A 15,366-nucleotide genomic window follows, 5' to 3' on the forward strand; every position below is an offset into this window, starting at 1 on the left:
TTGGGAGAAGTAAGATGAGTAGAGGTACTCGTACATTTAATATCTACCGCTACGATCCTGATAAGGATAAAGCACCGTACATGCAAACATTCAAGCTTGAGTTGACTGATAAGCACCGTATGTTGCTTGATGCGCTACTTGCATTGAAAGTTCAAGACGAAACTTTAACGTTCCGTCGTTCATGCCGTGAAGGTATTTGTGGTTCAGATGGTGTAAACATCAATGGTAAAAATGGTTTAGCGTGTCTTTGGAACCTAAACGATTTGCCAGAAGTAATTACTATTCGTCCATTACCAGGTCTTCCAGTAATCAAAGACTTGGTTGTAGACATGAATCAGTTCTATGATCAGTACGACAAAATTCAACCGTTCTTGATTAATAATCAACCTGCACCACCTAAAGAGCGTTTACAATCTCCAGAAGAGCGTGAGCATCTTGATGGTTTGTATGAATGTATTCTTTGTGCATGTTGTTCAACGTCTTGCCCATCATTCTGGTGGAACCCTGATAAATTCTTGGGTCCTTCAGCATTGTTGAATGCATATCGTTTCATTATTGATTCGCGTGATACTGCTACTCAAGACCGTTTGGCTCGTTTAGACGATCCTTTCAGTTTATTCCGTTGTAAAGGTATCATGAACTGTGTATCAGTATGCCCTAAAGGTCTAAATCCAACAAAAGCGATTGGTCACATTCGTAGCATGTTGTTAGATCAAGCTGGATAATGCTGTTCCAAAAAAAGCACACTTAGGTGTGCTTTTTTTTTAATCAAAACTTGATGTTAAATTTAGTTTTCGAGATATTTTGGTTGAAGTGGTTAGATTTGCCCCAATCATAAAAAAATATGCACTTTAGGGATAAATGAAAACGTTTTGCATCTGCAAATATCTTTTTAAAATGTTAAGATATCGGTTTTATGATCCAAGTTGCATGTATTTAAATCTATAATTTTAGGCTTTAGTCTAATAATTATGAATTTTAATAGAATTTATCTAAATGCACCTTATATTATCTCAATGGTTTATAGTTGTATTTAGCTAATTTATGAATGGTATGTGTCAATAAAATCAGTTTGAAGTGAAGTTCATGGTAGGATTTGAACAAAATTTTTAGCATGAATATTATTCAATCTGTACATTAAATCAACATTTTGGTGGTTTGGTGTTAAGCTGAAAGCAGGGATAATCAAATTGAAAAGTTGCTTTAGAAAAGACTAATATTTTTATTTTTTTCTAAGTCAATTTGCAAAAATTGCTCGGTAATTTTATCGAGTATAAAGATGAGTGATGATGCCAATGAGGGCGTTATGATTCGTCATTGGTATTAGAAACTCTCTAATGCTATACGCCCCATGGTCTTTTGTACCAGATGGGTGAATGTCAATTTACCGATTTGGCATTATCAATCATGGGCGAGCTTAGAAAGCTCCCTGTAATGTTTTGCAATAGGAAATGGGTCCACAAATGCAAGAAGTTGCTGACGCATTGCGTCTTGACACTGAACTTTCCGCTGACAGTGCAGCGTATATTGAAGAACTTTATGAGCAGTATTTAGTTGCTCCAGAATCAGTCGGTGCTGATTGGCAAGAATACTTTGGTAAGTTCCCAAAAGGGGATCAACCACACAGCAATGTACGTGAGCAATTCCTTTTATTGGGTCGTAACTCAAACCGTATTCAGCCTGTCGTTCAAAGTTCAGTTAGTTCTGAGCACGAGCGTCGTCAGATTGGCGTATTACAATTAATCGCTGCATACCGTAACCGCGGTCATCAAAAAGCAAAATTAGATCCATTAGGTTTGGCAAAACGAGAAGAAGTGCCTGATCTTGATCTAGCGGCTCATGGTTTAACCAAATCTGACGTAGATACTGTATTCAATACAGGTAATCTTGCAATTGGCAAAACTGAAGCAACTTTAGGTGAAATGGTCAATGCGATGGAGGCGACGTATTGCGCTTCTATTGGTGTTGAATATATGCACATTGTTGACACTAAAGAGAAACGTTGGATTCAACAACGTCTTGAAGGTGTGAAAGGTCAATTTGGTTTTTCAGCAGAACAAAAGAAACATGTTCTTGAACGTTTAACTGCAGCTGAAGGCTTAGAGAAATACTTAGGCAATAAGTATGTTGGTGCTAAGCGCTTTGGTGTGGAAGGCGGTGAATCTTTCATTCCGATGGTTGATGCTGTTATTCAACGCGCAGGTTCTGTGGGATGTAAAGAAGTTGTGATCGGTATGCCACACCGTGGTCGTCTCAACTTGCTTGTCAATATCATGGGTAAAAACCCAGCAGATCTTTTCGGTGAATTTGAAGGTAAATCACTTCACAAGAAAGGTTCTGGTGACGTTAAGTATCACCAAGGTTTCTCGTCAAACGTAATGACTCCAGGTGGCGAAGTTCATTTGGCATTGGCATTTAACCCATCACACTTAGAAATCGTAGGGCCTGTAGTTGAAGGTTCAGTACGTGCTCGTCAAGTTCGTCGTAAAGACATTGGTGGTGATGACGTATTACCAGTAATCGTACATGGTGATGCTGCATTTGCTGGTCAAGGTGTGAACCAAGAAACCTTCCAAATGTCACAAACACGTGGTTATACGGTAGGTGGTACAGTTCATATTGTTGTCAATAACCAAGTTGGTTTTACAACATCAGATCCACGTGATGCACGTTCTACTGAATACTGTACTGATATCGCGAAAATGATTCAGGCACCAATCTTCCATGTGAATGGTGATGATCCTGAAGCTGTATTGTTTGTAGCTCAACTTGCACATGATTTCCGTCATACTTTCCGTAAAGACGTTGTTATCGATATGTTCTGTTACCGTCGTCGCGGTCACAATGAAGCAGATGAGCCAGCAGCAACTCAGCCAATGATGTATCAAGTCATTAATAAGAAAACGACGACTCGTGCATTATATGCTGACAAATTAGTACAAGAAGGTGTAATTGATCGTGCGACTGCAGATCAGATGATCGAAGATTACCGTGCTGATTTAGAAGCAGGTAAACATGTTGCGAATGCACTTGTACTTGAACCGAATAAAAAAATGTTCGTTGACTGGACGCCATACTTAGGTCACGAATACACTGACGTTTGGGATACTACTTTCCCTGAAGAGCGTTTAAAAGAACTTGGTCGCAAAATGCGTGAGCTTCCTGAAGGCTTCGTGATGCAGCGTCAAGTTTCTAAGGTGATCGATGATCGTCTTAAAATGCAAACTGGTGAAATGCCATTGAACTGGGGTGCAGCTGAGACTCTAGCTTATGCTTCGTTATTGGACGAGGGTTATCTTGTTCGTTTAACTGGTGAAGATGTTGGTCGTGGTACATTCTCGCATCGTCATGCGAAGCTTCATAACCAAGTAGACGGTTCGACGTATATTCCACTTTGCCATATTAAAGAAAATCAACCGCGTACAGCGATTTATGACTCATTATTGTCTGAAATGGCAGTATTGGCATTCGAATATGGTTATGCAACAACTCTACCTAAGAGCTTAATTATTTGGGAAGCACAATTTGGTGACTTCGCGAACTGTGCTCAAGTTGTTATTGACCAATTCATTGCTTCTGGTGAGACAAAGTGGGAGCGCGTTTGTGGTTTAACGATGCTTCTTCCACATGGTTTTGAAGGTCAAGGCCCAGAACACTCATCTGCACGTTTAGAGCGTTTCTTACAGCTATGTGCTGAAGAAAACATGCAAGTGATGACGCCTACAACTCCTGCACAGATTTTCCATGCTTTACGTCGTCAGGCGATTCGCCCAATTCGTAAACCAATGATTATCATGTCTCCAAAGTCATTATTACGTCACAAATTAGCGGTATCTAATCTTGATGAATTGGCGAACGGTACTTTCCAAACCGTGATTGATGAAGTTGATAACATTAATAAATTGGATGTGACTCGTGTAGTGCTTTGCGGTGGTAAGGTTTATTACGATTTACTTGAAAAACGTCGTGAAAATGAATTGAACAACACTGCTATTGTTCGTGTTGAACAATTGTACCCATATCCAGAAGCACGTTTAGCGGAAGTACTTGCACAATATCCAAATATGAAAGAGCTTGTTTGGGCGCAAGAAGAACCGAAGAACCAAGGCGCATGGTTATTCATCGCACCACGTTTATACGAAGGTGTTATGAAGTCAGGTCAACAAATTCAAATCAGCTATGCAGGACGTGAAGCATCTGCTGCACCGGCTTGTGGCTCACCATATTTACATGCAAAACAACAAGCACAACTCGTTAACGAAGCGCTTGCGATCGTAGCAGAATAATCAGGAGAATCTTAAGAATGGCAACCGAAATTAAAGCACCGGTATTCCCAGAGTCAGTTGCAGACGGAACAATTGCAACTTGGCACAAACAACCAGGTGAAGCGGTATCACGTGACGAAGTGATCTGTGATATCGAAACGGATAAAGTTGTACTTGAAGTTGTTGCTCCTGCAGATGGTACGATTGCAAATATCATCAAAGGTGAAGGCGACACAGTTCTTTCTGATGAAGTAATTGCTACATTTGAAGCAGGTGCTGTTTCAGGTGCTTCTCAAACTCAAGCTGTTCAATCTGAAGAGAAAGTTGAGCAAGCTGCTGCTGCTACAGAAGCGGGTGCTGCTCCTGTTGTTGAACGTGCTCAAGCTCCTGTTCAAGACCAAGCTCCAGCTGTTCGTAAGGCATTAACTGAAACTGGTATTAATGCATCAGAAGTTTCAGGTACAGGTCGTGGTGGCCGTATCACTAAAGAAGATGTGGCGAATCACCAATCTAAACCTGCTGCTGCACCATTAAGCGTAGCTGTAGGTGAACGTATTGAAAAACGTGTTCCTATGACACGTCTTCGTAAGCGTGTGGCTGAGCGTTTACTTGCTGCAACGCAAGAAACAGCAATGTTAACGACGTTCAACGAAGTCAACATGAAGCCAATCATGGACATGCGCGCTCAGTACAAAGATGCTTTTGAAAAGCGTCATGGTGCTCGTTTAGGCTTTATGTCATTCTTTGTTAAAGCTGCAACTGAAGCACTTAAACGCTACCCAGCTGTAAATGCTTCGATTGATGGTGATGATATCGTTTATCACGGTTACTATGACATCGGTGTAGCGGTATCTTCTGACCGTGGTTTAGTAGTACCAGTATTACGTGATACTGATCGCATGAACTATGCTGAAGTTGAAAATGGTATTCGTGATTACGCATTCAAAGCACGTGATGGTAAGCTCGGCATTGAAGACATGACAGGTGGTACATTCACGATCACTAATGGTGGTACTTTCGGTTCATTGCTTTCAACACCAATTTTAAATACGCCACAAACTGCAATTTTGGGTATGCATAAAATCCAAGAGCGTCCAATGGCGGTAAATGGTCAAGTTGAAATCTTACCAATGATGTATTTAGCGCTTTCTTATGACCACCGTTTAATTGATGGTAAAGAAGCAGTAGGTTTCCTTGTAACAATCAAAGAATTGTTAGAAGAACCAGCTAAACTTATCCTTGATCTTTAATTCTAAAGAATAAATCCATGGGCTTAGAGCGATCCTCTAGGCCCATTTTTGGAGAGAAGAATGTCTCAACAATTTGATTTAGTAGTAATCGGCGGTGGTCCAGGTGGTTATGAAGCTGCTATTCGTGCAGCACAACTGGGTTTCAAAGTTGCGTGTATTGAAAAGCGTATTCATAAAGGAAAACCATCATTAGGTGGTACTTGCTTGAACGTGGGTTGTATCCCATCTAAAGCACTTTTAGACTCTTCACATCGTTATGAAGATACTGTTCATCATTTAGATGATCATGGTATTACAACGGGCGAAGTGAAATTCGATCTTCAAAAATTACTTGCTCGTAAAGATAAAATCGTTAACCAACTTACAATGGGTATTGATGGCCTGTTGAAAGGTAACGGCATTGAATGGTTGCAGGGTACAGGTAAATTATTAGCTGGTAAAAAAGTTGAGTTTGTTCCACATGAAGGTGAAACTCAAATTTTAGAACCTAAATATGTCATTCTTGCCTCTGGTTCTGTTCCTGTAAATATTCCTGTTGCTCCTGTAGATCAAGATCTTATCGTTGATTCTACTGGCGCGCTTGAATTCCAAGAAGTACCTAAGCGTTTAGGTGTAATTGGTGCAGGTGTAATTGGTCTTGAACTTGGATCAGTATGGCGTCGTTTGGGTGCAGAAGTTGTTGTTTTTGAAGCAATGGATGCATTTTTACCAATGGCTGATAAAGCTTTGGCAAAAGATTACCAAAAAGTATTAACTAAGCAAGGTCTTGATATTCGTGTTGGCGCAAAAGTAGCTGGTACAGAAATAAATGGTCGTGAAGTGACAGTCAAGTACACTCAAGGTGGCGAAGACAAAACTCAGACTTTCGACAAATTGATCGTTTGCGTGGGTCGTAAAGCGTATGCAGAAGGTTTATTAGCAGAAGATTCTGGCATTAAACTTACTGAACGTGGTTTGGTTGAAGTAAATGATTGGTGTGCAACTTCTGTTGAAGGTGTATATGCAATTGGTGACTTAGTACGTGGTCCAATGCTTGCACATAAAGCAATGGAAGAAGGCGTAATGGCTGTTGAACGTATTCATGGTCACGCAGCTCAAGTGAACTATGACACGATTATTTCTGTGATTTATACACACCCTGAAGCGGCGTGGGTTGGTTTAACAGAAGAACAAGCTAAAGAAAAAGGTCACGAAGTTAAAACAGGTCAATTTGGTTTCGCAGCGAATGGTCGTGCGATGGCAGCTGGAGAAAATGCTGGTTTCGTGAAATTTGTTGCTGACGCTAAAACGGATCGTTTGCTTGGTATGCACGTGATTGGACCTGCTGCGTCCGATATCGTTCACCAAGGCATGATCGCACTTGAATTTGTATCAAGCGTTGAAGATCTTCAATTAATGACATTTGGTCACCCGACATTCTCTGAAGTAGTTCATGAGGCTGCGCTAGCAGTAGATGGGCGAGCAATTCACGCGATTCAGCGTAAACGTAAATAACACAAAAAAGAGCGGCTGAGGCCGCTCTTTTTGCATTTGGTGGTTGTTTTTGTTTGAATAATCATCTAAAAATAGAATACTAAATTTAATAAATGCCAATATTTATTGCGAAGGAAGTTTAAATATTGGTGTGTCATAAAAAGTGAAAAGTAGTAAAAGGTAAAACAATGAATTTACACGAGTATCAGGCGAAATCGCTGTTAAAAAAATATGGTATGCCAGTTCAGGAAGGCATCATCGCTACAAATGCAGAGGAAGCAGTAAAAGCATTTGAACAGCTAGGCGGCAAATTCGCTGTTATGAAAGCACAAGTACATGCCGGTGGGCGTGGAAAAGCTGGCGGCGTTAAAGTCGTTAAGTCAGCTGATGAAGCAAAAGAATATGCTTCGCAAATTATTGGTACTCGTTTAGTTACATATCAAACGGATGCAAATGGGCAACCAGTTAACAGTGTACTCGTTGCAGAAGATGTCTATCCAGTTGAGCGTGAATTGTATTTAGGCGCAGTTGTTGATCGTTCATCACGTCGTATTACTTTCATGGCTTCTACTGAAGGTGGTGTCGAAATTGAAAAAGTCGCTGAAGAAACTCCAGAAAAAATTATTAAAGTTGAAGTAGATCCATTGGTTGGCTTACTTCCTTTCCAAGCTCGTGAAGTCGCTTTTGCTTTAGAGCTGAAAGATAAACAGATTAATCAATTTGTTAAAATTATGTCTGCAGCTTATCAAGCGTTCGTAGAAAATGATTTCGCATTGTTTGAAATTAATCCATTGTCAGTCCGTGAAAATGGTGAAATTTTGTGTGTTGATGCCAAGGTCGGTATTGATTCGAATGCTTTATATCGTTTGCCAGAAGTTTCTGCTTTAAGAGATAAATCGCAAGAAAATGAGCGTGAGCTCAAGGCATCTGAGTTTGACCTTAACTATGTTGCTTTAGAAGGTAATATTGGTTGTATGGTGAATGGAGCAGGTCTTGCAATGGCAACCATGGACATCATTAAACTCTATGGTGGTCAACCAGCAAACTTCTTGGATGTAGGTGGTGGCGCAACCAAAGAGCGTGTAATTGAAGCATTCAAGATCATTTTAGCGGATCAGTCAGTACAAGGTGTGCTGATCAATATCTTCGGTGGTATTGTGCGTTGTGACATGATTGCTGAAGCAATTATTGCAGCAGTTCAAGAAGTAAATGTAACAGTGCCTGTTGTTGTTCGCTTAGAAGGGAATAATGCAGAACTAGGTGCAAAATTACTTGATGAATCTGGTCTTAAACTAATTTCTGCAAACGGCTTATCTGATGCCGCAGAAAAAATTGTTGCTGCAGTAAAAGCATAAGGAGTATCAATCATGAGCGTATTAATTAATAAAGACACTAAAGTATTGGTACAAGGCTTTACGGGTAAAAATGGTACATTCCACTCAGAACAAGCTTTGGCTTATGGTACTAAGGTTGTGGGCGGTGTTACTCCAGGTAAAGGCGGTCAAACTCATTTAAATCTACCTGTATTCAATACAATGAAAGATGCAGTGAAAGAGACTGGTGCTGATGCATCGGTCATTTACGTTCCTGCACCATTTGTATTGGATTCTATCGTTGAAGCAGTTGACTCTGGCGTTGGACTGATTGTTGTTATCACTGAAGGTGTACCAACCATTGATATGCTGAAAGCGAAACGCTATCTAGAAACCAATGGAAATGGCACTCGCTTAGTGGGTCCAAACTGTCCAGGTGTTATCACGCCGGGTGAATGTAAGATTGGTATTATGCCAGGACATATTCATCAGCCAGGACGAATCGGTATTATTTCGCGTTCTGGTACGTTGACCTATGAAGCTGTTGCACAAACTACGAAGTTAGGATTAGGTCAATCAACGTGTATTGGTATTGGTGGAGATCCAATCCCTGGTATGAATCAGATTGATGCTTTGAAACTGTTCCAAGATGATCCAGACACAGATGCAATTATTATGATTGGTGAGATTGGTGGTACGGCTGAAGAAGAAGCGGCAGAATATATCCAATCAAATGTGACCAAACCTGTTGTTGGTTATATTGCTGGTGTGACTGCACCGAAAGGTAAGCGAATGGGTCATGCTGGTGCTATTATTTCAGGTGGTAAAGGCACGGCAGAAGAAAAATTCGCTGCGTTTGAACGTGCTGGAATGGTATATACACGTAGCCCAGCTGAACTTGGTTCAACGATGCTAGAAGTACTTAAAGAAAAAGGTCTAGCTTAATGCTTTAAGTAAAAAAGCCTCCTGAGTGGAGGCTTTTTTTCATGCATAATAATAAGATATAGAAACGTAAAATTAATATGATTCAAAATTTAAAACTTTATTTACAAGCTTTGATGTTTTTTTCAATTTCTGCTGTTCACGCGAATTCCTTGGATCATGATGAAAATACGAATGATCAAAATCTCATTTTTAATTTTTTTGAAGCTCAGCAAGAACTTCACTATGAGCCTGCCATAGAAGATTTAAATAGTGAACAGACCAAGATTGCAGAATTAAATGAGAAAGAATATTCGAGATTTGATGTATTGACGCATTCAATTTTTCAATCCGAACGTATTCAATTTTTTAATTTCACGGCTTTTGATCGGAATGAATTGAAGAATAAACTTGATACAGGTCATTTTGACTTATCAAATCTGGGACAATTAAGCATTACGTTTGGATATGGTGTTGAGTATTTGCTGAAACAGAATCAAACGATAGGGTACGAGTTTTTATCCTCGTTTCCCTACGATCGAGGCAGATTGATTCGGATTTTTTGGAATCAGACATTTTAAATGTCTAATCTATTTTTCGATAAAGGCCTGATTTAACTGTTCCAGCTTTGGTTTCTTTTATGAGGTGCCATGAAGAAGGTAGATTAAGTGATGACAATGGTTGATCAGCTTCGACATAAATAAATGCATCTGCTTTGAGTTTTGGGTCAATCAATGAAGCCAACTCCTCCCAAAGATTTAAACTATAGGGAGGATCTAAAAAAACTACATCGAATTGATTGTTTGAGAGTTGTTTTAGCGCGATTTGGGCAGTGCTTTGAATCAGTTTTGCATTATTCACATTTAAAAGGGCTAAGTTTGATTTTAAAAATTTATTTTGCTCTAAATTAGGTTCGATCATCGTGACATGAGCTGCCCCTCGAGATAGCGCTTCAAAACCTAATGCACCAGATCCAGCGCAAACATCTAGCACCTGCGCTTGTTGAATATCCCACATTAACCAATTAAATAAAGTTTCGCGTACACGATCTGGTGTTGGTCTTAAACCCTCAATAGTGGCAAAAGGTAATACACGGCGTTTCCATTCACCACCAATGATGCGGAGTTGATTTTTCATTTATTGACTCGTGTTACGTTGAGTGTCAGTGTTTGCATTCGTTGCATTCGTTGCATTCGTTGCATTCGTTGCATTCGTTGCATTCGTTGCATTCGTTGCATTCGTTGCATTCGTTGCATTCGTTGCACTGTTGCTGTTACGTGATGTTTGGAGTTCACGAGGAAGTGCATTTGGATCGGCTGACAAATTAGTAGATCCGCTAGGTAATTCACCAGGCTTAATGCCTGCTGTCATTAAGCCGCCGCTGACAACATGATTCATCGGCTTTATTGGCTTACGATCACGATGGAGTAACCAATAATCTAATACAGGACGTGCGAGCGCGGTTGCTCCTGAACCTCCACGACCATTTTCCCATATCACTGCAATCGCTATTTCTGGGTTGTCGGCAGGGGCGAAGCCTACAAATAAGCCGTGATCGAGTTGACGTTCAGTTAATAAAGCTTCGTTATACTTTTTACCTTGCGCAATACTCTTGACCTGAGCGGTACCTGTTTTACCCGCAATTTGATATTGCAGTCCACCACGAATCCCTTTACCTGTTCCAGATTGGATCACATCCACCATGGCATCACGCATCTTAATCCAATCTTCATCAGTACCATTGAAGGCAATTTTATAATCTGGTGCATTGTGGACTTTGAATTGCTTTGTTCCTTTGGTTTCACGCAATACATGCGGTGTAACATGGGCGCCATGATTTGCGGTAATTGCAGTTGCCATCGCGAGTTGTAAAGGGGTAGAAGTGAATGCACCTTGCCCAATACTGACTGAGATTGTTTCACCTTTGAGCCATTTAGAATTGCGAGTTCGCATTTTCCATTCTGGCGAAGGATACAAGCCTGTGCTTTCGCTAGGAAGGTCTACACCCGTTTTCTCACCAAATCCAAACTGACGCATCCATGTGTTCATACGATCAATCCCCATCTGGTAAGAAAGAACGTAATAGTAAGTATCACAAGAGACAACAATGGATTTATGCATATTGACTACACCATGCCCTGTTTTTTTCCAGTCGCGGAATTTGTGAGAGTCTCCTGGTAAGTGGAAATAACCTGGATCTGAAATAGCAGTTGACCAATCGACAATACCGTAGTGAATACCCCCTAATGCAGCCATAGGCTTAATGGTAGAACCTGGTGGATAGGTCCCTTGAACTGCGCGGTTATACAACGGCTGATCTAAATTGTCACGCAGCGAACTATAGTCTGTATGACTGATACCAGTCACGAATAAATTGGGGTTGAAACTCGGACTCGAAACGAGTGCCAAAATTTCACCTGTACGTGGATCCATTGCAACAATTGCACCACGACGCCCCGCAAGTTGCTCAGCAGCTACTGTTTGGAGACCATAATCAAGTGATAAATAGAGGTCATTACCGCGTACAGAATCTTTACGCCCTAATTTCCGTAAGACATTACCAAATGCATCTGTCTCAATAGATTCAAAGCCAGGTGAACCATGCAACAGGTCTTCGTAAAATTTTTCTACGCCAATTTTACCGATCAGGTTGGTGCCTGCGTAAGCATCTTTATCAATGCTTTTAAGTTCTTTATCATTAATACGACCGACATACCCAATAACATGGGCAAATAATTCACCATGTGGGTAATAACGCGTCATTTGGGTTTCAATGGAAACACCAGGAAATTTAAACTTTACTTCGCTAAATTTAGCGATATCTGTTTCAGTTAAGTTTAGTTTAAGCGTTACACGTTCAGTCTTTTTTGCGGTTTTTACACGACTCATGAAGCGTTCAATGTCTTCTTCGCTTAAGTCAATAATCTTTCTAAGGCGTTCTACCGTGTCTTCAATATCAGGCACATCCGCTTTACTTAATGTAGCCGTAAAAACTGGATAATTGTCAGCCAGTAGAATGCCGTTACGATCAAAAATATAACCGCGGGCAGGGGAAATCGGTTGTAAACGAATTCGGTTTTTGTCCGATGCATCTTTAAACTGGTCGTAATGCACAATTTGCAAATAAGCATATCGAGACAATAGAACAAGTAAAAAAAAGATTACCACGCAAATAGCAAACACCACTCGACTACGAAAAATTCGCTTTTCTTGTTGTACATTCTTCAGTGGGAACTGCTGCTTCATAGATCTTTACTTTTTTGCGGGTAAAAGCTGACTTTATATCAAAGTATTTTAACTCAGATTGACTATAAAATTTGTAAAATTAATAAATAGTTCGTATGTTATAAAAATTAAAATTTGACCAAATAGACACTAATTTTAAAGCTTGTTGTATATAAGAACGAAAATTATTCTGTTAAAGTCGAATCACTATGGATGAATAATAATATTGTTCTCAGTTTGAGAAAATGGAGAAAATAATGAGAAAAATCGTTTCCTTTGCTGTCATGATGTGGGTAGGGAATTTAGCATACGCAGATTTTTCATCGTTTTATCCTGAAGCAAAATTGAAACCAGAACAATTTTCTAAAATAAATGTGGGTGCTGGTGTTACACAACGGTTAGCGCATGGGAATTTAGAATACGTCACTCCATACGGTATTGGATACGGAAAGCTTGGCGCTTTCTTAAATGACGACCACGATGTGGGTGCTCAAGTCGGTTTTCGTTACCCAATAATTCTCGGAACTAAGGACTTAAATGGATTTTATTTAGGTGCATTTGCTGGTCATCTAAAATCAAAAACAGTCAATGGTGAAAAGGAATCTCAACTCGGTGGTGGTATAGATTTATCTTATGTCATGCTGAATAAAGAAAGAATTAGTACATTTAGTGTAGGGATAAAAGCAGGAGAGGAAATCACGCAAGGAAACCAAGTGATTTTTGAAACTAAACCAGAACTACAGTTTGCTTACACCTTAAGTGTAGGATTTTAGAAAGCTTTATGGTTTTATACCTCAAGTTCGACTGCAATTAGATATATGAATATGAGAGTCATGAATGTTTGGATATGTGAGTGATTTGTGGCAAGCCTTCGTCAATCGACCTGATTTTTATGCAGTACTGAGTATTATCCCAGTAACCGCATTTGTGACTTGGGCTCACGTCTGGATGGCACTCAAGATGGTGTTTTATCCAATTAAGTTTTGGGGTTTTCACTTAGGTCCGCTTCCGGTGGGATGGCAAGGAATTGTTCCACGTAAGGCAGGACGTATATCGGGTATTATTACCGACAATACACTATCAAAACTTGGCTCCTTACGAGAGTTCTTAGATGCGATGGATCCCGAGGATACTGCTCGTATCATTGGTGAACAGGTTGGCTTTGAGTTAGAGCACTTAATTGATGAAGTGATGATGGATCGCAATGCGGTTCTATGGGAAAACTTACCTTACTCAATCAAGAGACGTATTTATGCGCAAGCACATAAGCAACTTCCAAATGTTTTGAAAGAGCTCGTAACCGAATTAACTTTAAATGTTGAGTCGCTCGTGGATATGCGTGCGATGGTAGTGAGTCAAATGGAAGGCGACCGTCAATTGATGGTCAATATGTTCCTAAAAGTGGGTCAAAAAGAAATTAACTTCATTTGGCATATCAGTGCATTAATCGGTATGTTCTTCGGTATCTTCCAAATGATCGTTTGGTTTGTGGTGCCTTGGCATTGGACTGTACCATTCTGGGCAGCAATTTGGGGCTTTTTAACAAATTGGATTGCAATTTGGATGGTATTTAATCCAGTTGAACCACACTATATACGTTATCCACAATTCTTTGAATTAACGAAAGATCGTAAATTCCCTTGGATAAAACCTGTCATTCCACGCATTGGTTCTTATAATATTCAAGGTGCGTTTATGAAGCGCCAAGAAGAAGTATCTGATGTATTTGCCCGTGTAGTGACTGAAGATTTGATTACATTGAAATCTATTATGATGGAAATGATGTATGGTGGAAAAAAAGACAAAACACGCCGTATTGTTAAACGTCATATCAATGAAATCATGGAAACACCATTGGTTCGTACATCATTACAGCTATCTTTAGGTCCAAAAGAGTATGCAAAACTCAAGACAGACTTGATCGATCGCTCAATTGAAATTACGATGGTGCCTGTATGCGACCCAGCTTTTAATGCGAGCCGCGCACAGAAAATCTATCAAATGTTTAAAGAACGTATCCGTGAATTAACGCCGCGCGAGTTTCAAAATCTATTACGTCCTGCATTCCAGGAAGACGAATGGATCTTAATTGTGCTAGGTGGGGTAACAGGTTTCTTCGCGGGTCTGATTCATTTATTTGTGGCTTTCTTATAAATAGATGCTGGATTGGTGCCTACCAAAGACATTAACCAAGTATCGTCGATATAGTTAAAATGAGGATGTTTATTTATGCGCATTATATTACTCGGACCACCTGGAGCAGGTAAAGGTACTCAAGCTCAGTTGATCTGCAAGCGCTACAATGTCCCACAAATTTCAACCGGTGATATGCTCCGTGCTGCAATTCGTGAAGGAACTGAACTCGGTCTACAGGCAAAATCTGTAATGGACAATGGTGGTCTAGTTTCTGACGAACTGATTATTGGTCTGGTTAAAGAGCGTATTGCACAACCAGATTGTGCAAATGGTTGTATCTTTGATGGTTTCCCTCGTACGATTCCTCAAGCTGAAGCTTTGGAAAAAGAAGGCATTGATATTGATCACGTGATCGAAATTGATGTGCCTGATGAAGAAATCGTTAAACGCTTATCGGGTCGTCGCCAACATCCAGCATCAGGTCGTGTTTATCATATCGTCTACAACCCACCAAAAGTGGAAGGCAAAGATGATGAAACTGGTGAAGATTTAGTTCAGCGTCCAGATGACCAAGAAGAAACAATTCGTAAGCGCTTAGGTTCGTATCATACTGAAACTGAACAGTTGGTTGGCTTTTACCAAGGGCGTGCAGCTTCAGGTGAAAATGCGCCAACGTATGATAAGTTGAATGGACTTCGTCCTATTGAAGAAGTTCAAAAAGAACTTTTTGCAATTTTAGATCAAACTAAATAACCATTATTCAGCTTTGACAAAAAAGAAGCC

At 40.1% G+C, this 15,366-nt stretch carries 12 protein-coding genes; 10 read left to right on the forward strand and 2 right to left on the reverse strand.

Annotated features, from left to right (window positions below):
* Nucleotides 1–14: 14 nt before the first annotated feature.
* The 7 genes from AC1M85_RS04630 to AC1M85_RS04660 all read left to right on the forward strand — a co-directional run bounded on the left by AC1M85_RS04630 (nt 15) and on the right by AC1M85_RS04660 (nt 9,803).
* Nucleotides 15–725 carry a succinate dehydrogenase iron-sulfur subunit gene (locus AC1M85_RS04630; RefSeq protein ID WP_035268507.1) on the forward strand — a complete coding sequence of 237 codons (711 nt, stop codon included), beginning with the start codon at nt 15–17 and terminating at the stop codon, nt 723–725.
* Between the two features lie 738 nt (nt 726–1,463).
* Nucleotides 1,464–4,286 carry a 2-oxoglutarate dehydrogenase E1 component gene (locus AC1M85_RS04635; RefSeq protein ID WP_488213633.1) on the forward strand — a complete coding sequence of 941 codons (2,823 nt, stop codon included), beginning with the start codon at nt 1,464–1,466 and terminating at the stop codon, nt 4,284–4,286.
* Between the two features lie 17 nt (nt 4,287–4,303).
* Nucleotides 4,304–5,515, forward strand: a complete 1,212-nt coding sequence (gene odhB / locus AC1M85_RS04640) for a 2-oxoglutarate dehydrogenase complex dihydrolipoyllysine-residue succinyltransferase (RefSeq protein WP_092766828.1) — start codon at nt 4,304–4,306, stop codon at nt 5,513–5,515.
* Nucleotides 5,516–5,575: 60 nt separating this feature from the next.
* Entirely contained in the window at nt 5,576–7,009 is a 1,434-nt protein-coding gene (lpdA, locus tag AC1M85_RS04645) for a dihydrolipoyl dehydrogenase (RefSeq protein WP_035268502.1), read from the forward strand.
* A gap of 167 nt (nt 7,010–7,176) precedes the next feature.
* On the forward strand, nt 7,177–8,343 hold the full coding sequence (gene sucC / locus AC1M85_RS04650) for an ADP-forming succinate--CoA ligase subunit beta (RefSeq protein ID WP_035268500.1): 1,167 nt from the start codon (nt 7,177–7,179) through the stop codon (nt 8,341–8,343).
* A gap of 12 nt (nt 8,344–8,355) precedes the next feature.
* Nucleotides 8,356–9,246 (forward strand): succinate--CoA ligase subunit alpha, encoded by an 891-nt coding sequence (gene sucD, locus AC1M85_RS04655; RefSeq protein WP_488213634.1) that lies wholly within the window; start codon nt 8,356–8,358, stop codon nt 9,244–9,246.
* 77 nt (nt 9,247–9,323) lie between these two features.
* Nucleotides 9,324–9,803, forward strand: coding sequence for a hypothetical protein (locus AC1M85_RS04660; protein ID WP_488213635.1), 480 nt, complete (start codon nt 9,324–9,326; stop codon nt 9,801–9,803).
* A 4-nt stretch (nt 9,804–9,807) separates the two neighbouring features.
* Here the strand turns inward: AC1M85_RS04660 and rsmD are convergent, their stop codons facing one another.
* Together rsmD and mrdA are read right to left on the reverse strand one after the other, a co-directional pair.
* Complete coding sequence (gene rsmD, locus AC1M85_RS04665) at nt 9,808–10,359, reverse strand: 16S rRNA (guanine(966)-N(2))-methyltransferase RsmD (RefSeq protein ID WP_035268497.1); 552 nt, start codon at nt 10,357–10,359, stop codon at nt 9,808–9,810.
* Nucleotides 10,360–12,468 carry a penicillin-binding protein 2 gene (gene mrdA, locus AC1M85_RS04670; protein WP_488213636.1) on the reverse strand — a complete coding sequence of 703 codons (2,109 nt, stop codon included), beginning with the start codon at nt 12,466–12,468 and terminating at the stop codon, nt 10,360–10,362. It abuts the gene before it with no gap.
* Between the two features lie 236 nt (nt 12,469–12,704).
* On the opposite strand from mrdA, the gene AC1M85_RS04675 reads away from it, so the two are divergent.
* The 3 genes from AC1M85_RS04675 (at nt 12,705) to adk (ending at nt 15,336) form a co-directional block, all read left to right on the forward strand.
* Nucleotides 12,705–13,220 carry a hypothetical protein gene (locus AC1M85_RS04675; RefSeq protein WP_035268492.1) on the forward strand — a complete coding sequence of 172 codons (516 nt, stop codon included), beginning with the start codon at nt 12,705–12,707 and terminating at the stop codon, nt 13,218–13,220.
* A 64-nt stretch (nt 13,221–13,284) separates the two neighbouring features.
* Complete coding sequence (locus AC1M85_RS04680) at nt 13,285–14,601, forward strand: DUF445 domain-containing protein (RefSeq protein ID WP_035268489.1); 1,317 nt, start codon at nt 13,285–13,287, stop codon at nt 14,599–14,601.
* Nucleotides 14,602–14,676: 75 nt separating this feature from the next.
* Nucleotides 14,677–15,336, forward strand: a complete 660-nt coding sequence (gene adk, locus AC1M85_RS04685) for an adenylate kinase (protein WP_035268488.1) — start codon at nt 14,677–14,679, stop codon at nt 15,334–15,336.
* Nucleotides 15,337–15,366: the final 30 nt, after the last annotated feature.

This window comes from Acinetobacter sp. 24-47-64 (genome assembly GCF_057737055.1).

What these genes read in the sequence shown, in the direction of transcription:
- AC1M85_RS04630 (WP_035268507.1), top strand. Translation starts at nt 15, where the DNA reads ATGAGTAGAGGTACTCGTACATTTAATATCTACCGCTACGATCCTGAT.
- AC1M85_RS04635 (WP_488213633.1), top strand. Translation starts at nt 1,464, where the DNA reads ATGCAAGAAGTTGCTGACGCATTGCGTCTTGACACTGAACTTTCCGCT.
- odhB (WP_092766828.1), top strand. Translation starts at nt 4,304, where the DNA reads ATGGCAACCGAAATTAAAGCACCGGTATTCCCAGAGTCAGTTGCAGAC.
- lpdA (WP_035268502.1), top strand. Translation starts at nt 5,576, where the DNA reads ATGTCTCAACAATTTGATTTAGTAGTAATCGGCGGTGGTCCAGGTGGT.
- sucC (WP_035268500.1), top strand. Translation starts at nt 7,177, where the DNA reads ATGAATTTACACGAGTATCAGGCGAAATCGCTGTTAAAAAAATATGGT.
- sucD (WP_488213634.1), top strand. Translation starts at nt 8,356, where the DNA reads ATGAGCGTATTAATTAATAAAGACACTAAAGTATTGGTACAAGGCTTT.
- AC1M85_RS04660 (WP_488213635.1), top strand. Translation starts at nt 9,324, where the DNA reads ATGATTCAAAATTTAAAACTTTATTTACAAGCTTTGATGTTTTTTTCA.
- rsmD (WP_035268497.1), bottom strand. Translation starts at nt 10,359, where the DNA reads ATGAAAAATCAACTCCGCATCATTGGTGGTGAATGGAAACGCCGTGTA.
- mrdA (WP_488213636.1), bottom strand. Translation starts at nt 12,468, where the DNA reads ATGAAGCAGCAGTTCCCACTGAAGAATGTACAACAAGAAAAGCGAATT.
- AC1M85_RS04675 (WP_035268492.1), top strand. Translation starts at nt 12,705, where the DNA reads ATGAGAAAAATCGTTTCCTTTGCTGTCATGATGTGGGTAGGGAATTTA.
- AC1M85_RS04680 (WP_035268489.1), top strand. Translation starts at nt 13,285, where the DNA reads ATGTTTGGATATGTGAGTGATTTGTGGCAAGCCTTCGTCAATCGACCT.
- adk (WP_035268488.1), top strand. Translation starts at nt 14,677, where the DNA reads ATGCGCATTATATTACTCGGACCACCTGGAGCAGGTAAAGGTACTCAA.